Genomic DNA, 22,553 nt, shown 5'->3' on the forward strand with positions numbered 1-22,553 from the left:
GCGTGGGACGGTGAATAAATCTACGATAATGAGATGGTGACTTACAAGTTACTAAACATTGACTCTTTAAAAAGATAGTAAATATAAAAGCTTAGCTGAAAGGTAGACATGACTCCTTACAGATATTTTTTGCTATCATAGTATTGTTTAGATTAATCTAAAAACCTCTCTTAGTGAGGTCATTCAATGATTTCATGGTTTTTTATTGGTTTGGTTGCCACGATCTTGTTCACACCAGGTCCAACCAATACTTTGCTAGCATCTTCAGGTATCCAAGTCGGCGTACGCAAATCTTTATTGCTCATACCTGCAGAAGCGATGGGTTATATCATAGCGATTAGTGCATGGGGTGTGTTGATTGGTACTGTCTCTGCTACCTTGCCATTGCTTCCAACATTCTTAAAATTATTGAGTGCAAGCTATATTCTTTTTCTAGCTATAAAATTATGGCGTACAGCAGACCAACAAGTTGCATTGAATCAGCCAACGATCAGACCACGAGAGCTTTTATGTGCGACATTGCTGAACCCTAAAGCATTATTGTTTGCGTCAGCAATTTTCCCTGCAAGTGCTTGGACGAGCCAAGAAATATATTTGACTCATATGAGTACTTTCGTTGGGCTAATTGTTCCGATTGCTATGTTTTGGATTGCCGTTGGGGCAGCTTTAGCAACGAATAAAGTTGGATGGTTATCTCAAGCCAAATTACAAAGGACCGCATCTATTGTGCTCGTGAGTTTTGCGATCCCGATCAGTTATTCTGCACTTTCTAAACTCTAGTCGTCATATCAGATTGCTGATAAAACAGCATTGTTTTCATTGGCAGCATTTTACGTTAAAGTAGCCACCAATCATCAACTTCGTTTTTGGATATAAAGACATGGCAATAAAATCTGATCGTTGGATTCGTGAAATGAGCGAAAAACACGGCATGATTGAACCTTATGCAGAAAATCAAGTTCGTTTCGATGAAAACGGAGAAAAGTTGATTTCCTATGGGGTATCAAGCTATGGTTATGATGTCCGTTGTGCACGTGAATTCAAAGTATTTACCAATGTACACTCTGCAATTGTCGATCCAAAAAACTTTGATGATAAAAGCTTTATTGATATCGAGTCTGATGTTTGTATTATTCCACCAAACTCGTTTGCTCTAGCACGTACGATTGAATATTTCCGTATTCCACGTAATGTACTTACTGTATGTTTAGGGAAATCAACCTATGCGCGCTGCGGTATCATTGTAAACGTTACGCCGTTAGAGCCTGAGTGGGAAGGTCACGTTACCCTTGAGTTTTCAAATACCACAAATTTACCTGCACGTATTTATGCGGGTGAGGGTGTTGCTCAGATGCTGTTTTTTGAAAGTGATGAAGTATGTGAAACTTCATATAAAGATCGTGGCGGGAAATATCAAGGTCAAACAGGCGTGACACTGCCGAAGACTTAATGAATCAGACATATTCACCATACAATTGGTATGGTGAATATGTATTTCTAAGAAAAGAATTATTAAAATAATAATTAAAAAATTACAAATCTACAAAATTAATAAACTAATAATCTAAAAAAAGTAAGCTAAAATTCAACCGATTTGATCTTTTTATGTACAGACTATTCATCTAAATATTGTTTTGTGATGAATTACTGAAGTTAATACGAAAATTAGGAATAAAAATAATGATGAATGGATGTCTAACACATGGAGGGTATTATGCGACAGTTTAAAACTCTTCATCTTGCAATATTTGTGACAAGTAGTTTGTATTTAACATCAGCATATGCAGCACCAACTACTCTCCAAAGTCTAAGCGATAGTGAAATGTCTGCCACGACTGGGCAGGCATTGATGAGCCTATCATTTATTTCCCCTACAGATCTAGCTAACAAAGAAGCACAACGAGTTGGCGGCGATACTAGTGTTGGTTTTTATAAGTTGGGTTTAGAAGCTCAGATGGAACTGAATGTTAATATTAAAAAGCTTCAGTTAGGTTGTGGTGGTGTTAATGGCGCCGGTGGGTGTGATATCGATATTGATTATCTGAGCTTAAGTGGTTTAGGTAACTCAGAGACTTCTAATACAGACAGTGCAGCAGATCGTGCAGCACGTGCGGGTTCATCTGCGGTGTTGACCAATCCCTTTATTGAGTTTGCAATTCGAAACCCAGATAAAGCATCGACCCGTGAGATCGTTGGGATTAATTTAAGTTCTGAAAAGGCGATTGGATTAATTACCTTTGGTTTGGAGAATGGTGCTAACAAAAGTGGTATTAATTCCCTTAGTGGATATATGGAGATTGCTGCAACAACAGGTATTGCGAATGTAAATGGTTTTGGAACGAGTCTTGTGGCAGGTGAGGCAGCAAAAGGAACGCTTAATCAATCTGATGGCTATAATCCTATTACAGGTAAGGTATGTAGCCTTCCATTACTTTGTGTACCAACTATTAATTTTGAAACAAATTCTTATGCTCTCAATCTTCGAGATAAAGCAACAGGAAGTAATATTTTAAAAGGTGATTTAGTTTTGCCGCAACAGGCTATTACGGGGAAACGCATTACAAGTGCGAATCTAACTGCAACGGCGACAGTTCGCGATATTGATTTGAGTGGGAATATTGTTGCTAATGCAATAGGACTTAACTTAGATAGGCAGGTGACAGGTACGATTCGAAATCTTATGGTTGATGTGGCAATTAGTGAAGATCTAGGTTATTTCCATAAAGCCAACTTAAACGGTACTGCAGCTTCTTTGTCATTGCAGTCTAAAGATATTCAGTGGACCAATAATAACTCAGTTTCGCAAAATGGTTGGTGGTTAGAATTTTCGGATCCAATTGATATTGGATTTATTGAGCCTGCTCTGAATGTTGATATTCCTAAGGCCACCTTGAATGAAGCATTTGCACAAGTATCTAAGTATTTGAATGATAATCCTATTAATTGTGGTACATTTGGGGTGTTGAATTGCTTGTTCGGAGATACTATTCCAACAGGTACCGTTAACTTAATTAATGCTGCACGTCCACAAATGGCGTTAGTGGACTTAGAGCTAGCAACTCAAAACTTTACACCGAATTGTTATGGTTCTCTGAAGTTTTGCTAATTCACCAAATTGTTGAAAAAACCTCTACTCTATTTTTATGAACAGAGGTTTTTTTACGATTAAATTCTTTTCTTTTATAAATTTTCTTTGTTCGAACAGCTATAACCTCTTAAACATTTGGGGTGGCCTCTTTCTAATATTATTCTTCTCAAATACAGATAAATTATCTAATTATTTCAAAGGCACTTACTGTGGAATTCATGAGATAAAATGCTAACTCGCTTTTTGATATTAGAATGGCATCTGACGAATGAACTATTATTTTAAAAAAAATAAGCTACAATCATAATTGATTGTTTCTTTTTGTGTGTGGATTGCAGGTAATTGTTTGGGTTTTGATAATTGTCTGTAAGTGTGATAGCCAGAAATAACAATAACGATAAATGGAAATTTTAAACATGGAGGTCGGTATGCGACAGTTTAAATCTCTTTATTTCGCAATACTTGCAGTAAGTGGATTGTATATAACATCTGCGCATGCAGCACCAACTACACTTCAAAGTTTAAGCGATAATGAAATGTCTGCTACGACTGGGCAGGCATTGATGAGTCTATCATTTGTTTCCCCTACAGATCTAGCTAACAAAGAAGCACAACGAGTTGGCGGCGATACTAGTGTTGGTTTTTATAAGTTGGGTTTAGAAACTCAGATGGAACTGAATGTTAATATTAAAAAGCTTCAGTTAGGTTGTGGTGGTGTTAATGGCGCCGGTGGGTGTGATATCGATATTGATTATCTGAGCTTAAGTGGTTTAGGTAATTCTGAGACGTCTAACACAGACAGTGCAGCAGATCGTGCAGCACGTGCGGGTTCATCTGCGGTGTTGACCAATCCCTTTATTGAGTTTGCAATTCGAAACCCAGATAAAGCATCGACCCGTGAGATCGTTGGGATTAATTTAAGTTCTGAAAAGGCGATTGGATTAATTACCTTTGGTATGGAGAATGGCCCTAACAAAAGTGGTATTAATTCACTTAGTGGATATATGGAGATTGCTGCGACAACTGGTATTGCGAATGTAAATGGTTTTGGAACGAGTCTTGTGGCAGGTGAGGCAGCAAAAGGAACGCTTAATCAGTCTGATGGTTATGATGCTATTACAGGAAGAGCGTGTTGCGTCCTAGGGTTTCCAATTGGTTTTACAACAACATCGTATGCGCTTAATCTTCGGGATAAAGCAACAGGAAGTAATATCTTAAAGGGTGATTTGTATCTACCACAGCAAGAAATCACAGGGAAAAGAATCAATGTTGCAAACCTTGTTGCAACGGCAACAGTTCGAGATATTGATTTAAGTGGTAAGTTGAGTGCAAGAGCTGCGGGAATCATTAACCTAGACAATAAAGATACAACGGGTTTAATTCGAAATCTTATGGTTGATGTGGCGATTAGTGAAGATTTAGGTTTTTTTCATAAGGCAAATTTAAATGGCACTGCAGCTTCTTTGTCATTGCAGTCTAAAGATATTCAGTGGACCAATAATAACTCAGTTTCGCAAAATGGTTGGTGGTTAGAATTTTCAGATCCTATTGATATTGGGTTTATTGAGCCTGCTCTTGCTGTTGATATTCCAAAAGCAACACTCAATGAGGCTTTTAGGCAAGTGAGTGAGTTTCTATACGCAAATCCAGTCCAGTGTGGTGGGGTTATAGCGGAAAACTGCTTACTAGGAAGTGCTATCCCTGTTGGTACGGTTAACTTAATTAATGCTGCACGTCCTCAAATGGCATTGGTTGATTTGGAATTGGCTACTCAAAAGTTTACGCCTAACTGCTATGGAACTTTAAAATTCTGCTGATCTTTTTCAGTATTTAGCAGCTTCGGCTGCTTTTTTTGTGATGCACTCATCGGAAAAATGTAACATTTGACCAGTTTGTTTTGCATTTGTGTAATTATTCGGCATAATAAATTTTGATATTAGATGGACTCGATTTATCTATATTTTGAGTGATGCTAGGAAGCAGTTTTGAATAAATCACTCAGAGGGATAAAAGAAAAAATATAACGTAGGTGCGGAGCATCGTGTAACAGGAAGGTCAAAATGGCTATACTTCATAAGGATTTATTTCAAAGAACTGTTTTAGCGAGTTTGGTTGGACTATGTGTTAACCAGTCAGTTTTTGCATTACAAGAAATCTCTGATGAGGGGCTAAGCCAAACTACAGGCGAGGGCATAGCATTACTTCCTGAAAACACCTATATGATATTTCAAGGTGAAAAAGCGACGACTACACAAGCAGATTTGTTTAATCGACAATTGGATACTGGGTATATTAACTATTTACCAATTGGTCCTTTATCACTTACAGCAGCAGATACCAACAATAATGGAAGTATTGATTCAGGAGATCGCGCTGTAGGTAAGGCTGACCTATTCTTATATGGTTTAGCTATATCTGCTTCAAATCCAAATCGTGCAAATAATCATAATGAACGGGTTGGTTTAAGTAATGATGGGAATTCAATAAATGCAATTCGCAGCTGGGGTACAGCCAGTAATCCTTGGATTTTGAAAGTTCAAACAGAACCGAACGTTCCTACATTTACACCAGATGGTGGGTCGCTTAATACAGATACTGGTGAAATAACTTATTTGGCGTTAGAAGCTCCTTTGTATGAAGTCGGTACACGAGACAGTGTTGGTAGTGATGCGTATAACTTAAAGTTAGGTTTATGGGCAGATGCATTTGTTAGAAATCCTAATAAGGCCGATGGTGCCGCAGATCAATTCCATTATGGAAATAATCAGGGTTTAATTGGAACAAGTGTAGATGCAAACCGTGCAAATAGGTTACGTTTGCAGGGTATTTGGAATGGATTTAGTTTGAATGGCAGTCATCTCAAAATATTTCAGACTTTAGATGGTGCAGGGAGTACAGGTGGACTAAGTCCATTTTATAATAATACTTTAGGGATGTCGGGTGTATTTCGTTTTAACAGTGGTGATGGAGCTGATTTAAAAGCAAGCATGTCAACTAATACACCGACGTCTACAAAAACAGATACCTTGCCTACGCTTGGTGGTAGCGAAAGCTGCCCTTCTTGCGGCTCGGCTGGGAATGTTTGGACGCCTCGCTATAGTCCTGCTCAAACGAGTAATCCAGGTGGTACGGGTGTTGTACAATATCGTATTCGTAGTCAAACAACAAAAATTACAGCTACAGGGCAGTGGACGACACCTACGGGGCTAAATGATCGTGTATTGCGCCTAAGTACAAGAGAAACTTCTGATACAAATAACTTAACAACTCCAGCTATTAATGGTGGAAATGCGCCAGCTTTTAATGGTAATGAAGGGTTATTTATCTATAATTTAAATACTAACTTAGTATTGGGTAATTTATATCAACCTGTCATTTTAGGTTCTGACGGTAAAAATTTTAGTTTGGAAGTTGCTCGTATTCCCAATAAAGAAAGTATTTATAAACAAATATATACTGATTATACCGGTTTAGACAGTAGCTATAAGGGATCAACTTGTAACGTTTACCAATGTGGTAATAACGTTACTTTGGGCGGAAAAACCTATCAAGGCTCTAATGCTACACACAGTAGTATTAGTATCGGTACTGTATATAGCGATGATGGTGGTAAAACACTTCAAGCATTTAAAGGAAATAGCACACAAGATGCTGTTGGGATTTCTTTTGGTTCTTTAAGTAGTGGAACTGTTTCAAAAGATCATTATTTCTATCAACTACAAAATCAACAACGTACAAGTGTAAGCTGTACAGGGCTATTTTGTAGCGGTTATCGTTGGCAATACCGCACCAGTACAGGTACAGCTACAGGAAGTAACGGTGATTATGGTTTACGTTTTGATTCAACCAATGGTGTGAACTGGGTTAATATTGATAGTACTTCACTTTATAACCCTACAGTTAATAATACAGGCTATACCCGTCAAGATAATGGAAATACAAACTTAAAATTTGTAGTACCGAGTACAGGTGCGTTACCTGGAGCTCGCTATGAAGATGGACGATGGTATACGACAACTCCAAATGCAGACATTAATACATATCGATTAAATACGGCTTCACCGATCAATAATATGGGATCTGCTGTGATTGATGGTGTATTGATTCAACATCTTAAAATCACTACCACTGGACTATAAGAGGAGTATAAGAGATGAAAAAGTTATCAACTTTTCTCCTATTATGTAGCGCCAGTATTGCGCATGCAGGATTGCAAGCATTAGATAACAGTGAGCTGCAAGCTGTAGAAGCACAGGCAGGGGCTGATTTATCACTTAAATTGTCGTTAAATCATAGATTAGAAAATGGAAAGTATGTATTTGATGAGAGTGCTTGTATAAACTTAGCTTATTGTCGACTTGCGCTTTCTGTGAATAGACGTTTTGTCGATGCCAATAATAATGCAGTTAGTAATCCAACCATTGACAATCCTGCCTATAGGTTGTGGTCGGTTTTTAAGGGTATACAAGGTACGGTTGATATTCAAAAATTAGGTTTAGACGGGGTTGATTTAGTTTATGGTGATACGATTAAACCTGCTATTCAATTAAGCTATCAAGCTACATCACCAATCTTAATTCGTAATTTTGGTTTTAATGCACTATCAATCGAGCAAGATGACTTTACGAGTTATATTGATACTACGACTGGAAAAGTGGTAGAAGGAACAGATCCAAATAATCCACCTACGAATGGTTATGGTTATCTGAAAAACTCTTTTTATAATGCTTCAAATGCACCAAACTCTGCTTATGATCATGGTAAAGAAACAGGATTTATGGGTTTACGAATGAACGGTAATCTTGCATTACAAGGAACAATTAAGGTATTTGGCTGTGATGGTAGCCATCCGCGTTGTTAATTAAGTGTAGATTTCAAAGGACTGAAGTGATGAAAAAAAACAATCAAAATCACAAACTCGTATATTTTACGCTTAATACACTTGCAGCTAGCTTATTAATCGCTAGTCATTCTGCATATGCTATGCAAAGTTTAGATGATAGTGCTTTGCGGCAAATTAATGGACAAGATGGTATTTCTATTAATACCAGTTTTGATGAGGTAAATGTCAAGCAATTATATTGGGAAGATAATGCAGGACGTGGAAGTGCAGGGGCAACCAACGATCAATTGAGAGCAGTTGCTGAGGGCTTCAAGATTACTCAAAGTAACTCTAGTTCACTAACACCAGGTACAAGTTATAAGATTAATGGTGGAAGTCATGCTGATGGTAAAGTCGGTTTAGATTTGAGCATTTCCACGAATCCCTCATTAATCACAATTGATAATTTTAAGGTGTGTGATACTGAAGCAAGTCAAAATTGTAGTGCTCCAATTGGGAATATGGCTATTCAAACGAGTTCAGTGATTGATATCGATTTCAAAACTCGCGATGGATTATTTAGTAAAACAGGACAGTCTACGCTTAAACTAGGAATCAATAATGCCAATGTATATTTAGGGCAAACTGATGTTAATGATGAGTTAAACCAGTTAATTCTAAAAAATCTTAACTTTAATTTTCTTGGTAAGGGCGTCATGTTTATTGATGCTATAGAAGGTTTTAAGTTACAAACAAATGCTGAGGGTGCTGCTAAAGCAGGGATGACAACAACACCAAGTTTAACGCATGGATATGTTGATTTTATCCGTGCATCCGATGCAGCCAGTAATAGTTTAATTGCTGGTAGCTATTCGGATCTAACAAATGCTGGGTTAAATTTGGAGTTTATGCTTAATGAGAATGTAAGTAAAACAGATCCGTATGCAATTAATCAGTTAACGAAAAGTCCTCAAGGTGCAAATGGTTTAATTCGTGTGGGTGCGAGTGGCCGTATGGTAAATGGTTTCTTGCAACTACGTGGCATTAGTAGTGATGGAAAAAGCAATCCTTTATATGGAACCAATTATGGTCGTCCAGACGGAACTAATATTCTAGGTCAAGCAAAAAGTGGCAGTAATGTTGTCGGAAATACGGGTATCGGCTTTAAAATGGCAGCTGACTTTACCGTAGATGATGATTCAATGTTAGGCAGTGACGGTAAAGCAACCACTCTAGAAATTGGTGGAGCTGGACTAAATACTTATGGCTTTGAGTTTGGTAATTTAACTGGATTACAACAGGGAACACGTGGTTCTTTTAATAGCGGTGATGTTTATATAAATCTTGCAGACACCAAGTCAGTTTTTTTACCAGCAAACTATGCTTTCCAAACGAGCCGGTTTGGTGACAACAGTACACTGACAACAGATGCTGATTATATTCAGAATATCCATACGGGAGCAAGTACAGCAAACCCTTATAGTTTACTTGTCGCTGTTCGCGGAGCTGAATTCCAAGCATTATCAAAACGTGGACGTTTTACCAATAGTGCAAGAACCAATGATGCTTTTGGACAAAGCGTTCCTAATATTGCTGAGCATAATAATAATCAATGGGGGCTGGCATTGCCTTTTTATGGTTTAAACGCAAATATGGCAATGTTTGGAACGACTGTTGATGTGAGTAAAGTTTATTATTATCAGCAGGGTAATACTCAAGGTATTGCAGTTGGTACAGGACAGACTCCACGTTTGGGCTTCTCACTGGCAATGAACACATATGGTATTGATCGAGATCCAGTGAATAATACGAAACTGGGGAATAAAACAACCTCTATTTTAGTTATCGATGGTGCTACAGATTATTACATGGGACTACGTAACATTGATATGCTCCTAAAAGGAACGGGTAGTATTGGTGTTGAAAAAGGAAGCATGAATGTTAGTCTTGAAGATATGTTAATTGTGATGGCTGCCGAAGTTGCTGCAGGATATTTACCTGGCGCAACTTATCAAAGTTGTATCACTAATCCTATATCGGCTTGTAGTAATAAAAGTTTTGCTCCTAATAATAATTTTGCAAATGAAGATGATGTTCTATTTGGTTTGAACCTGCGTTTAGGTGGAAATATGAATCTTTCACTGATTCCAAACAGTGAATATAAAGCTGATGGCACAGGAAACCGTCTTAATATTGTGGGAGATTTTCAGCTAACAGGTGATAAAAATACCATACAAATTAGTGACCCAATTGATAAGTCAACTGTTGGCTTGGATAACATTACTGGTAAAGTTGCATTTGATAATGCAATTGTGATCGAACCTAAAGCTGGTCAGAATGGTGCTGAAGGGGTGGTTAGTTTTAATACAGATCTTACTTTTAACCCTCAACGTACTACTGAAGGCGTTTTAAGAATTCGTGATATAAATTTATATCCACCAGAAACTGGAAAAGGAGCACGTTTGGGTGAAATGGCAATCACGGGCGGTCGTTTGAGTAGCCAATTTAGTATTATGCCTCGTAATTAAAGGCTCATCTCATCTGAAAAGGATTGAGGAATATAAAAATTGTGTTACTTTGGTGTGAGTATTTTTTAAACACTTGTCTACGGATTAGGGCAATGAATAAGAAACTAGGATATGTGTCAGTGTTGTTATTAAGCCCATTTACAATGGCAATGCAACCAATGGATGACCAAAGCTTGTCATTAGCAACAGGACAAGATGGGTTAAGTATTACGATAAATACAGATCTTGAATTTAAACAGATTGCTATGATTGATAAGGATGGTTTGTCTTATACAGGGCATACCGATCCAGATAATTACACTAATAAAGCAGGCCTAGTTGTTGCAGGTGTTGCGGGAACAGCTGCGCAGAGTGTTAAGGTATCTGGTTTATCTGCTGGATCTTCAACACAACTAGGATTAAAGGCTGTGATTGATACGGATCGTGGTACTGGTTTAAATGGTGCATTTGCTAATATTGCTTTATCTTTTGATGGTGTAGATGGAATTCGTATTTCCCCATTTTCAATTTATGCAGCGCCAAGTACAGCGCTTTCAACATTAATTGCAGATGTTTATACAACTAACTCAATGTTTGGGGCAGGTAATATTCCGAAAACAAATGTTAAAGAAATTTTACGCTCAAATAGTAATATCGATATCGCTTTTGATCCAAATAATAAGCCAAACTTTAACATCCAATTAGGAGCAGCTCCCCAAAATCGGATGGTATTATTTGGTGGCGGAATTAATTCTATTTGTGGCGCTGGAACGGGTTGTAATATGATACTCGTATCAGACTATGCAACTGCAGGAGATGCGTCAACAGCGCCAGTCGGTGCCAGTTTTGATTTGCAGTTAACAGGCCATGAGGGTAATCCTTTTGCATTAAATGGTTTTTATGCCGGTATTGAAAATACGGGTTTAGTTTTTGGCAATACTGGTGAAAGCAGCAAATTTGATTTGAAGTTGAATAATGTAACTTTAGGTACTGCGGGGCAGAGTGCGACGGGAACATTCCATGCATTACCGAATGCATCCATTGGAAATGTTGGTATAACAGGCGCTTCAGTGACCAATCTAAGAGTTAATGTTGGTGGAATGTAGTTCAATTGCATAAAGTTTACCTGTAAAAAAAGAGCGGTATGGATCCGCTCTTTTTTATAGGCAGAGGTTTAATTGGTATGATTTAGGCAGACCAAAATCTGTTCCAATTGTTTCATTCGCTTTACTTGTCCCCAAAGTTCTTGTGCCTCAGGGTATGCCTTGGTCATCATACCTAACCATTGTTTATAACGACCAATCATGCCAATTTCAGTTTTAAATTGACCACTTAAAAAACGATGTTGTAATTCAACCAAATCTTGCCAACTTAATAAAGCATAATCAACATTTTGGCGGATACACTGGGTTAAATCTGGGGTGGTCACAGCACCACGACCAATCATAAGATCTGTACAGTGAGATTGGGTCAGACATGCCTTAGCATCAGTATTGTTCCAAATTTCACCATTGGCAATCACATTGATTTTTAATGCTTCAGTGATCGGTTGGATTTTTTCCCAATATGCGGGCGGAGTATAACCATCGGCTTTGGTCCTCGCATGTACAGTTAACCAACTAGCACCAGCATCTTCAATGGCATGAGCATTTTCCATCGTATGATTTTCATCCAGATAACCTAAACGCATTTTGGCTGAAACAGGGATGTGAGAAGGTACAGCGTCACGTACTGCTTTTACTAATAAATGAACAGTTTCAGGTTCATCGAGTAGCACTGAACCACCACGATGGCGGTTGACCGTTTTGGCTGGACAACCAAAATTGAGATCAATTGCTGGCGCGCCAAGTTCAACAACTTTAGCTGCATTCGCTGCCAGCATATCGGGATTATTTCCTAGAAACTGAACGTGGACAGGTGTACCCGCAGCAGTTTTGCCATCCGTTTGTAATTCAGGACAAAAATTATAATAAATATGGTCTGGTAGAATACTGTCAGTAATACGAATAAACTCGGTCACGCACCAATCAAAGCTGCCCACATGAGTGAGAACATCACGCATGATTGGATCAGTTAGACCTTCCATTGGGGCAAGTACAAGTTTCACGGTAGTTACCTAGTTAAGCGAAAACAGCGTTATACGCATTTTAAGAAACGCTGTCTAGTGTTTATTCACATATGGAATACTTAACGTCCTAAGATCATTTCGAGTACAAATTTACTGCCAATAAAACCAATCGCGAGCAAGATAAAACCTGTAATTGTAAAACGAATCGCTTTGCGTCCACGCCAACCAAATTTGTAATGTCCAATCAACAAAGCACCATATAAAAACCACGAAATAATGCTAAACGCAGTTTTATGCGCAAGGTGTTGGGCAAAGAAATTATCAATGGTAAAGAAGCCAAATAATAAGGCGGCAGTGAGTAGAGCAAATCCTGTAATAATTAAATCAAAGAGTAATGATTCCATCACTTGGAAGGGAGGGAGTAAGTTGACCCAAATCCGTTTTTTTTGCTTCTTTTTCAGTTCTCTGTCTTGGAACCACAAGAGAACGGCATGAATGGTTGCCATTAAAAGTACAGCATAGGCTGAAAGGGATAAAATAATATGTAAATCTAATCCAAGACTATGCATCTCAATAAATTGATTTGGCTTGCTATATACAAATCCTAGAATTAAACCAAATGCAGCAACGGGCGTACCGATCAGATTTAAAGGTAAAACGGGGCGAATCAGGCTAAGGATTAAACTCAAGGTGAGCATAAGCCCCGAGGTGAACGAGATAAGGTTAAATACATCATAGTTGATGCCCATTGGTGTCATCATGTCTTGATAGAGAACTACACCGTGTAATAACAGTCCTAAACCAACGAGAAGACCGTAACACCAAAGATTTGGTGTACGTTTTGACATTAGACGAATAAACAAATACCAAAAAGAACTGGTATAAGCCACAAGTGCCAAAATTGTGTAAACCAAGGGGAGACTGATCATGTCAAACCTTTTTTAGGGGGATGAATAATATTCACCATATAAGATATAAATTCGCTGCGAACTACAGTATCCTATAGCATCTTATGCATAAATTTTCTATTTTAAGAAAGATTTTTTTGCAACTAGCCATTTTAAGCGGATTTCGCAATGTTTGATACCTTAACAGAACGACTCACACAGAGTTTAAGAAATGTTACTGGCTCAGGGCAGCTGACCGAAGACAATATTAAAGATACCCTACGTGAAGTACGTATGGCACTTCTTGAAGCCGATGTGGCGTTACCTGTAACTCGTGAATTTATCGCGAAGGTGAAGGAAGAAGCACTCGGTCAAGAGGTCATGACACAGCTTTCTCCTGGTCAGGCATTTGTAAAAATTGTCTATGATGAACTCACCAAGATGATGGGTGAAGCAAATGAAACTTTAGATTTAAGTGCTAAGCCACCTGTCGTTGTTCTCCTTGCAGGTTTGCAAGGTGCGGGTAAAACCACAACCGCAGCAAAATTGGCACGCTTCTTAAAAGAACGCCAAAAGAAAAAAGTAATGACGGTTTCTGCTGACGTATATCGTCCAGCAGCGATCAAGCAGTTAGAAACCGTATCGAACGAAGTCGGTGTTGGTTTTATTCCATCGCAAGCATCTGAAAGACCAATTGATATTGTAAATCGCGCGATTGAACAAGCGAAGATTCAATTTGCGGATGTCTTGATTGTCGATACGGCGGGTCGTCTCCATGTCGATGATGACATGATGGATGAGATCAAAGAATTACATGCTGCGGTTAAGCCAACAGAAACTTTGTTTGTTGTTGATGCGATGACAGGTCAGGATGCTGCCAATACAGCAAAAGCGTTTAACGATGCTTTGGCTTTAACAGGTGTGATCTTGACCAAAACTGATGGTGACGCGCGTGGTGGTGCGGCACTTTCTGTTCGTGCTATCACAGGCAAGCCAATCAAGTTCTTGGGGATTGGTGAGAAACTAGATGCGCTTGAACCATTCCATCCAGACCGTGTTGCACAACGTATCTTGGGGATGGGTGACGTCCTTTCTTTGGTCGAAGAAGTTGAACGTAAAATCGACAAAGAAAAAGCCGAAAAAATGGCGAAGAAATTGCAAAAGGGCGGTACCTTCAACTTTGAAGATATGCTGATGCAATTTGAGCAAATGAGTAAAATGGGCGGCATGATGGGCTTCTTGGATAAGCTCCCAGGTATGAGTAACTCTGGCATTCAGGATGCGATTGAAAAAGCAAATCCTGAAAAACAAGTGAAACGTATGGAAGCAATCATCCAGTCGATGACGATTAAAGAACGTCGTAATCCTGACTTGATGAACCCGAGTCGTAAAAAGCGTATTGCTGCGGGTTGTGGTATGGATGTCGCTGAAGTGAATAAACTCATTAAGCAACAAGCGCAGATGGCGAAAATGATGAAGAAGTTCGCCAATCCATCTGGTATGAGCAAGATGCTTAAATCACTGGGCAATATGCAAAAACAATTTGGTGGTGGCGGTGGTATGGGACCGTTATTTGGAAATAATGATTCCAAAAAATAATTGAACCATCATTTCTAAAAGGCGCGTTATGCGCCTTTTTTATTAATCTATAACGAGTGGATTTGTATAAAATTAATACAAAAAATCGATATTCAATCTGGTTTTAAAGGAGCAAAATTAATTTTAAGTCTATGTTTTATATTGAATAATAATGTTAAATATGTCTCAAAATATAATGAATACGGTGTATATTGCACATTGTATGAACGCTGATCCAGATCAGCACTGGTATGTTTGGTTGGAACAACAGCTCAAACTGCTAAATGTTACTGTTGAGCGGATTTTTTTAGCTGATGCGAGTCATCCGGATCCTGAGATTTGGCAGACCTGTTTGGAAGCACAGTTAAAAAAAATGGATGAACAAAGTATAGTTGTGGCGCATGGGCTTTCTTGTGTAGCGGTTGCTCGATATCTGACGAAAAAACTGCAACAAAAAACGATAAAGGCAGGCATATTTATTGCCGGTTTTAATGAGTCAATTCCAAATTATCCAGCATTAGATTCATTTATAAATCACTGTAAAATCGATGCTGGAATATTGCGGTTAAATATCCAGCGTAGAGTCGTTATTTTTTCGAGTAACAATCCAATAGTACCTGTTCCATTTAGTTTTAAGTTTTCACATTTACTCAATGCGCAGTTGATCGAAGTGGCACAAGCTGGACATTTTCGTGCAGAAGATGGTTATTCAGAATTTCCTCAACTTTTACCCATTATTCAAGCCTTACTCAAAGTTGAACTAAGTTGAACATATTGTCGTAAGCCTTTTAGAAGTAAATCTGGTTCAACTTGTGGTTGATAATGATTCAGGAACTTTGCAAATAAATTTGCATCTCCACCCGTTAAAATAAGTTTCTTTGGAGATTGCTGCATAATTTGATCAATGCTACTGATCAGTCCCAATAAAATGCCATGATGGACAGCATCGACAGTGTTGTGTCCGGGTTTTAAATTATCAAAAGCAGAATCAGGAATTTTAATGCCTTTGGTATTTTGGATGAGTGCATCTCGTTGTAAATATAAGTTCGGTAAGATATATCCACCCAGATGCTGCATACCTTCTACTAGGTCGATTGTTAGAGCAGTTCCACAACCAATTACACAATAGTTTTCATTTACATGCGCAACTGCCAAAACTTGTAACCAACGATCAATCCCGAGTTGGTTTGGTACATCATAACCACATTGCAAACCTGCATAATTTGCATGCACTTTTGCAAAAATGACGGGTATATCAAGGATATCAAGAATACTTTGAATACGTTGATTATTCTCACTGTCCAATACCGAAGAAATTCCGACACGACTGAGGTTTTGGTAGCGAAAATGTTGGATCAAACCTAAGAGTAGATCTGCTGGGGATTGTAAATGTAGTTCAGCGGCATGCTCAATGACATGCTCACCTTCAGTTATCCAATATTTAAGACGTGTATTGCCGATATCTAGCCATAAACTTTTCATAAGTGGTTTTATTCCTTAATGCGATGTAAGTCTTAACCGACCTTGATAAAAAGTTTGCGTGTGATCTGTACGGATAAGGACAGCACCATCATTTGAAATCCCTTGAAAAATCCCTTGAACTTTGCCTTGAGTATGTTCAAATTCAACGGGTTGGTTGATCCAAATCGCATGATGATTGAAGCGTTCAGCTAAGTTATAAGAGCCATGTTCAAACCATTGAGCTGCTTGTTGAATCGCTGTATACAATTCTGCAATCAATGTAAGTCGATCAATTTGATGTAAGCCAAGCATATGCAGTGACGTGATCGCTTGATCTGCATTTTCGACGGGCGGTGTGTTGAGGTTAATGCCTACACCGACAATTGCTTGATTGCTTGATAAAGGTTCAACCAAGATTCCGCCCCATTTACCTTGAGGACTATATAAATCATTGGGCCATTTTACTTGTAGATTTAAACTGTGCAGACTTGGCATTTGTAAAATATTTAATGCAACTTCAAGCGCGAGGCGACCATCCAAGGCCGTTTGACTTTGAATCAATGTGCTTAAATAAATATTGCCTTCTGGTGATGACCAGGCTCTTTGGTGTTGACCGCGACCTTGTGTTTGTTGTTCACTGCACACCAATCCTGTGCTTATACCTTTTTGAGCAATTTCACGCATATCATCGTTGGTTGATGTGGTCGTAGTTTTGAGTAAAACCACTTCGGGAAATTGGCCTTTGGCACTAAGCAATTGCTGTAGTTGACGTGTTACGAAATCATCCATCATTTTTAAGTAGAGTGGTCATGTATTTATGGAGTTAATCATATATTTGCTGATTGGTGCAATTGCTGGATTTACCGCAGGGCTATTTGGCGTGGGCGGTGGATTAATTATTGTTCCAATTTTATATATTGTTTTCACTCAACTAAATTATGACCCTAACGTCATCATGCATATTGCCGTAGGAACATCTTTGGCGACGATTATTGTGACTTCGATCAGTTCAGTGATGGCTCATCATAAAAAAGGGGCAGTCTTGTGGTCGGTTTTTCGTAATTTGGCACCAGGTTTGGTTCTAGGTTCATTTTTAGGGGCTGGTATTGCAGATCTTATGTCTGGTCAGCATTTGCAGCTGGTGATTGGTATATTTGCAATTTGGATGGCATTTAAGATGTTTAGAGGTGCGCATGGTGTAGTAGACCCAAATCGCCATTTACCATCTGCTCCGATTCAATTGGCTGCTGGAGGCGGAATTGGGGTCGCATCTGCAATTTTTGGTATCGGTGGGGGGAGCTTAACGGTTCCTTTCTTAAATCGATATGGCGTGGTAATGCAAAAAGCAGTCGCAACTTCTGCAGCATGTGGTTTACCGATCGCGGTTGCTGGTGCAGTGGGGTTTATGTGGTTTGGCACAAAGCAACAGGTTGAGGTACCAAACACCATTGGTTATGTTCATATTTATGCTTTTATAGGCATTAGCATAATGAGTTTTATTACTGCGAAAGTCGGTGCGCGAGTGGCTCATCGTTTGTCTCCAGCGATGTTAAAAAAATGTTTTGCAGGGCTGCTAGTCACAGTAGGCTGTTATTTTGTATATAAAGGGCTTTTTTAAGCCCTTTGGTTAAAAAAACGCAGCTTTTGTGAACTTATTGGAAATTACCAAGATGAATATGGGTTTTGTGCGACTTGTTTGGATTAAATTTTATTTAATGTGATTTACATCAATAATTTCTTTATTGGTTTTATGTTTCAGATATATGGTTGATCGCTAAAATTTATACATAAATATTTGATATTAAAAGTAGAAAAGTTAAGGTTTTTATTGAAAACAGGGGGCTGCGTGGTTTTTTTCCATATGATTGGCTTAAAAAGCAATAAAATTGTCAGACAATGATATAGAATTTATAGCGCGAGATCAGTTAAAACAAAAAAGCGCAAATAGCATTGGACAATGCGTATAACAAAGATAGCGAGGGGCCCATGAATCTTGAAGAGGCTGATAGTCTTTCTGAACAGATTGCAAAATATATTAGTGAACAAATCATTAGCGGTGAGTTGGTTGAGGGTGAACGCATCCAAGAATTACGTATCGCTAAAGAATTGGATGTCAGTCGGGGTTCTGTCCGTGAAGCATTATTATTACTAGAACGTACTTATCTGATCGAAATTTTCCCACGTCGTGGTGCGATTGTTTCTGAAATGTCCGCTCAACAGGTTAAAGCCTTGTTTGATACCAACGTCATGGTACTTGGGCATATTGTGCAGCGGATTAGTGAGACATGGCGTGTCAACGAAGCTGAACAATTGCAAGTTATGTTGGATCAGTTGGTTGAGTTTGTTAGAGCTGGGGATATTGAGAAATTTTATGATGCGATTTTTAATTATTTAGCAGAACAACATGACATGGTGGCAAATCCTTATTTAATGCAATTCTATAAAGAACTGTTACCATCTCTACGTCGTAGTTATTTTTTGACCTTAAATACCTCACGTCGTGAGCTGCAAGAATCATTTACGCTATTTAAGCTCGTGATTGATGCTATTTTGATCCGAAAATCACAACAAGCTGCTTTATTTATGGAAGATTTTTGTCGACACTTGCGTAACCTTGTGTTGGAATCTCTGACACGTATGAAACAGATTGAATTGGCTTGGGCGAGACGCTCACGCCGTTAGTTAGGGCAGTATGCGTTTAAGCAGTTTAAAACTTTCAGGCTTTAAATCTTTTGCCGATAGTACCACTTTACATTTTAAGGCCAACCGTACTGCGGTTGTTGGGCCGAACGGTTGTGGAAAGTCGAATGTCATTGATGCGATTCGTTGGGTTATGGGCGAGTCCAACGCACGTCAATTGCGTGGCGGCAGTATGCAGGATGTTATTTTCACAGGGACATCCAAGCGAAAGCCTGTCGGTGTGGCCAGTGTAGAACTTCGTTTTGATAATACCTATGGCAAATTAGGCGGCGCTTATAATGCTTACAATGAGCTTGCTGTTCGTCGCCAAGTCACGCGTGAAGGTAAGTCAGAATACTTCTTAAATGGTACACGGTGCCGTCGTCGTGATATTACCGATATTTTCTTGGGTACAGGCTTAGGACCGCGTTCTTATGCGGTGATTGAGCAGGGTATGATTAGCCGTCTAGTCGAAGCCAAACCTGAAGAAATGCGTGTGTTTATTGAGGAAGCGGCAGGCGTTTCCCGCTATCAGGCACGTCGTCGTGAGACGCTACAGCATTTAGAACATACCGAACAGAATCTAGCGCGTTTAGAAGATATCGCTGTCGAGTTAAAATCACAGCTAAGAACGCTAAAACGTCAGTCTGAAGCTGCAATTCAATATAAAACGTTAGAAAGCCAAATTCGTCATTTAAAAATTGAAATCCTTTCTTTTCAAGCCAATCAAAGTCACAAGTTACAACAAGAATATACAGTTGAAATGACAGAACTTGGTGAGCGTTTCAAACTGGTTCGTTCTGAGTCAAATACCATTGAGCATGACCTTGAAGCGACCAGTGCATTATTCCAGCGTCTAATTCAACAATCATCGCCTTTGCAGCAGGAATGGCAGCAGGCAGAGAAAAAACTTGCTGAACTGAAAATGACACTGGAGCAGAAACAAAGTCTATTTCAGCAAAATAGTAGTAGTTTGGCTCAACTTGAGCAGCAAAAACTTCAAACCAAAGAGCGCTTACAATTATCAGAGTTACAGGTAGAAACCCTTAGCACTCAGTTTGATGAGCAAAATGAAACATTGCTGGCATTGGAACAGCAAACGCAATCATCTGAGCAAAACTTTACGGATGTTCAAGCCCAGCAAAAACAAGCCCAGCAGCAATTTGAGCAACTCAAGACTCAAGTTGAGCAGCAACAGCAAAAAAAGTTGCAAATGGCAGCGCAAATTGAGCAATTGACGAAAAATGTTTTAAGGCTTGAACAACAAAAGCAGACCTTACAAGCACAAACCAGTCAGATTCGTGCACAAGTTCAGAATGATGAACAAGCTCAGCTCGAACAATTACAGCAACAATTGCAGCAGGAAATTGTTCTGTTAGAAGCTGCAATTGACCAGTTACAGTACGAGGTACAGACACAGCAAGATCAGCAACAGTCAAACAAGACGGATCTACAAAGCCTAAAAACAGAGATTCAGGTTTTATTGGCTGAGCAAAAAAACTTAAATCAATTCGTTGTAAAACAAAGTCCAAAGCATGATCAGAATGCAGTACGGTTGATGCAAAGCTTGCGTTTAACTGCTCAAGGCAAAGCTCATGCTGTGATCATTGAAAAATTTTTAGCTAAATGGTTGCAAGCACAGCTGATTGAGAGTGGACAAACATTCCAAGAAGATGTGGCGCGTCAGTTAAAATCATCTACGCAGCAAAAGATTCAAATACAACAACTGCGGTGTTTAAGTGATTTTATTGAAGCTCCCCAATCTTCGCTCTGGGCAAATGTTGCCGTTGCAGATGATTTAACGACAGCATTGGGTTATCAGTCTGATCTTAATCATGCACAATCAATTCTGACGCTTGATGGTTATCATATTGGTGCGGATTGGATGATTGGCCTGCATTATGATGAAGATAGTCAAAGTGCACAGGGCGTGCTAAGCCATCAAGTGCGTTTAGAGGAAATCGAACAACAACTTGCAGAAAAGCAGCCACAGTTACTTGATTGGGAAAATCAATTTTCGCAACAACAGCAAAGCTTGCAGCGGCAACAGCAGACCTTACAGCAACAACAGCAAAGTCTGAAGCAAAAGCAAAAAGAGTTACAACAACTCGATGTGCAAATTGCCAAGCTACAAAGTACGGCACAGGCATTTGTGGTACAGCAACAACAGTTAGCAGATCAACTTAAACAATTGGATGTGCAACTCGAAGAAGATGCAATGCAGCGTGATGATTTAGAGATTGATCTACATGCACTTGCACTCAAATTAGAAGCGGTATTACCGAACTATAAAACCTTGCAGTTTCAGGTAGAAAGTCTGAATGAACAGTTAGATGAGCAGCAACAGCAACTCACACAACAACAGCAACAACGAGAGACACTACGCCGTCAGACCTCGCAGGCGAATCAGCAAATTGAATTATTAGAGAAAGATATATCTTTCTTAAAAACACAGTATCGCCAAATCATCGAGCAAATAGAGCAGGCAAAGAAATTCGTTGATCCGATTCAATTGGAGCTTCCAAATTTAGAGTCGCAGTTTCAAGAACAGTTTCAACAAACAGAAAAATTGCAAAAAAACTGGAATGAATGGCAGCTTGAGCTGAATCAGGTTCAAGAAAAACAGCAACATTTGACTGAGCAACGTCATCAAGCCCAACAAAAAGATGAACAAGTGCGTGAGCAGTTAGAGCAAAAGCGTCTGGCTTGGCAGGCAGCTAAATCAGATCGGGAGCACTATCTCGATCAGCTAAAAGAATTAAACGCTGAGGTTCTCCAAGATGTATCGATTGAAATTAAAGAACATCAGCAGAAACTTGAAAAAGCACAACAACAATTTGAAAAAATTGGTGCGGTGAATTTGGCAGCTTCACAAGAATATGAGGAAGTTTCTCAGCGTTTTGATGAACTCAATCATCAAATGCAGGATTTGCAAAATACTGTAGATCAGCTCAAAGCTGCGATGAAGAGTATTGATCAAGAAACACGTAAGTTGTTTATGACAACATTTGATCAGGTCAATCAAGAGTTACAAATGTTGTTTCCGAAAGTGTTTGGTGGTGGTGAAGCGACACTAAGCCTCGAAGATGATTGGCAATCAGGCGTAAAGTTGATGGCGCGCCCACCTGGTAAACGGAATAGTTCTTTGGCCCTACTTTCAGGTGGAGAAAAGACTTTAACTGCTTTGGCTTTGGTTTTTGCGATCTTTAGATTAAATCCAGCACCATTTTGTGTTTTGGATGAGGTCGATGCGCCATTGGATGATGCAAATGTGCAGCGGTATTGTAATTTGGTAAAAGAGCTTTCTGAACAAGTGCAATTCATTTACATTACACATAATAAATTGGCAATGACAATGGCGACAGATTTGTTGGGTGTAACCATGCCAGAGCCAGGTACATCAAAATTAGTGACTGTTGATTTAGAACAGGCAAAAGAATACGGGTTAGTTGCGGAGTCCTAG

Annotated in this window: 17 protein-coding genes; 13 read left to right on the plus strand and 4 right to left on the minus strand. The window is 39.0% G+C overall.

Annotation, left to right across the window (positions count from 1 at the left end):
- Window positions 1-186: 186 nt before the first annotated feature.
- The 8 genes from F927_RS03170 to F927_RS03205 all read left to right on the plus strand — a co-directional run bounded on the left by F927_RS03170 (window position 187) and on the right by F927_RS03205 (window position 11,523).
- On the plus strand, window positions 187-780 hold the full coding sequence (locus F927_RS03170) for a LysE family translocator (protein WP_004638083.1): 594 nt from the start codon (window positions 187-189) through the stop codon (window positions 778-780).
- A gap of 100 nt (window positions 781-880) precedes the next feature.
- Window positions 881-1,450 carry a dCTP deaminase gene (dcd, locus tag F927_RS03175; RefSeq protein WP_003653416.1) on the plus strand — a complete coding sequence of 190 codons (570 nt, stop codon included), beginning with the start codon at window positions 881-883 and terminating at the stop codon, window positions 1,448-1,450.
- Window positions 1,451-1,714: 264 nt separating this feature from the next.
- A complete protein-coding gene (locus F927_RS03180; RefSeq protein WP_005081396.1) occupies window positions 1,715-3,106 on the plus strand; it encodes a hypothetical protein in 1,392 nt (463 codons plus the stop codon).
- A 410-nt stretch (window positions 3,107-3,516) separates the two neighbouring features.
- Window positions 3,517-4,905, plus strand: coding sequence for a hypothetical protein (locus tag F927_RS03185; RefSeq protein WP_005081397.1), 1,389 nt, complete (start codon window positions 3,517-3,519; stop codon window positions 4,903-4,905).
- A 243-nt stretch (window positions 4,906-5,148) separates the two neighbouring features.
- Window positions 5,149-7,227 (plus strand): hypothetical protein, encoded by a 2,079-nt coding sequence (locus tag F927_RS03190; RefSeq protein WP_005081398.1) that lies wholly within the window; start codon window positions 5,149-5,151, stop codon window positions 7,225-7,227.
- A 14-nt stretch (window positions 7,228-7,241) separates the two neighbouring features.
- The gene (locus F927_RS03195; protein ID WP_005081399.1) at window positions 7,242-7,949 is read left to right on the plus strand and encodes a DUF6160 family protein; all 708 of its coding nucleotides are present in this window, start codon (window positions 7,242-7,244) and stop codon (window positions 7,947-7,949) included.
- 29 nt (window positions 7,950-7,978) lie between these two features.
- Window positions 7,979-10,438 carry a DUF6160 family protein gene (locus F927_RS03200; RefSeq protein ID WP_005081404.1) on the plus strand — a complete coding sequence of 820 codons (2,460 nt, stop codon included), beginning with the start codon at window positions 7,979-7,981 and terminating at the stop codon, window positions 10,436-10,438.
- Between the two features lie 92 nt (window positions 10,439-10,530).
- On the plus strand, window positions 10,531-11,523 hold the full coding sequence (locus tag F927_RS03205; RefSeq protein WP_005081405.1) for a DUF6160 family protein: 993 nt from the start codon (window positions 10,531-10,533) through the stop codon (window positions 11,521-11,523).
- Window positions 11,524-11,591: 68 nt separating this feature from the next.
- Here the strand turns inward: F927_RS03205 and F927_RS03210 are convergent, their stop codons facing one another.
- Both F927_RS03210 and F927_RS03215 read right to left on the minus strand, forming a co-directional pair.
- On the minus strand, window positions 11,592-12,524 hold the full coding sequence (locus F927_RS03210) for a tRNA dihydrouridine synthase (RefSeq protein WP_005081408.1): 933 nt from the start codon (window positions 12,522-12,524) through the stop codon (window positions 11,592-11,594).
- Window positions 12,525-12,604: 80 nt separating this feature from the next.
- Complete coding sequence (locus F927_RS03215) at window positions 12,605-13,414, minus strand: cytochrome C assembly family protein (protein WP_005081410.1); 810 nt, start codon at window positions 13,412-13,414, stop codon at window positions 12,605-12,607.
- A gap of 147 nt (window positions 13,415-13,561) precedes the next feature.
- Between F927_RS03215 and ffh the strand changes: the two genes are divergently transcribed.
- Together ffh and F927_RS03225 are read left to right on the plus strand one after the other, a co-directional pair.
- Window positions 13,562-14,971 carry a signal recognition particle protein gene (ffh, locus tag F927_RS03220; protein WP_004638090.1) on the plus strand — a complete coding sequence of 470 codons (1,410 nt, stop codon included), beginning with the start codon at window positions 13,562-13,564 and terminating at the stop codon, window positions 14,969-14,971.
- A gap of 160 nt (window positions 14,972-15,131) precedes the next feature.
- The gene (locus tag F927_RS03225; RefSeq protein ID WP_004638091.1) at window positions 15,132-15,719 is read left to right on the plus strand and encodes an RBBP9/YdeN family alpha/beta hydrolase; all 588 of its coding nucleotides are present in this window, start codon (window positions 15,132-15,134) and stop codon (window positions 15,717-15,719) included.
- Here F927_RS03225 and F927_RS03230 read toward each other — a convergent pair.
- Both F927_RS03230 and F927_RS03235 read right to left on the minus strand, forming a co-directional pair.
- Window positions 15,689-16,432, minus strand: coding sequence for a pantothenate kinase (locus tag F927_RS03230; RefSeq protein ID WP_005081414.1), 744 nt, complete (start codon window positions 16,430-16,432; stop codon window positions 15,689-15,691). The two genes, F927_RS03225 and F927_RS03230, sit on opposite strands and share 31 nt — an antisense overlap.
- A gap of 15 nt (window positions 16,433-16,447) precedes the next feature.
- Window positions 16,448-17,203 carry a biotin--[acetyl-CoA-carboxylase] ligase gene (locus tag F927_RS03235; RefSeq protein WP_004638093.1) on the minus strand — a complete coding sequence of 252 codons (756 nt, stop codon included), beginning with the start codon at window positions 17,201-17,203 and terminating at the stop codon, window positions 16,448-16,450.
- A gap of 25 nt (window positions 17,204-17,228) precedes the next feature.
- Between F927_RS03235 and F927_RS03240 the strand changes: the two genes are divergently transcribed.
- The 3 genes from F927_RS03240 to smc all read left to right on the plus strand — a co-directional run bounded on the left by F927_RS03240 (window position 17,229) and on the right by smc (window position 22,553).
- A complete protein-coding gene (locus F927_RS03240; RefSeq protein ID WP_005081417.1) occupies window positions 17,229-18,029 on the plus strand; it encodes a sulfite exporter TauE/SafE family protein in 801 nt (266 codons plus the stop codon).
- Window positions 18,030-18,397: 368 nt separating this feature from the next.
- Window positions 18,398-19,093: a GntR family transcriptional regulator gene (locus F927_RS03245; protein ID WP_005081419.1), complete on the plus strand. Its 696-nt coding sequence runs from the start codon at window positions 18,398-18,400 to the stop codon at window positions 19,091-19,093.
- Window positions 19,094-19,103: 10 nt separating this feature from the next.
- The gene (smc, locus tag F927_RS03250; protein WP_005081421.1) at window positions 19,104-22,553 is read left to right on the plus strand and encodes a chromosome segregation protein SMC; all 3,450 of its coding nucleotides are present in this window, start codon (window positions 19,104-19,106) and stop codon (window positions 22,551-22,553) included.

This window comes from Acinetobacter haemolyticus CIP 64.3 = MTCC 9819 (assembly GCF_000369065.1).
GTDB classification, from domain to species: Bacteria; Pseudomonadota; Gammaproteobacteria; order Pseudomonadales; family Moraxellaceae; genus Acinetobacter; species Acinetobacter haemolyticus.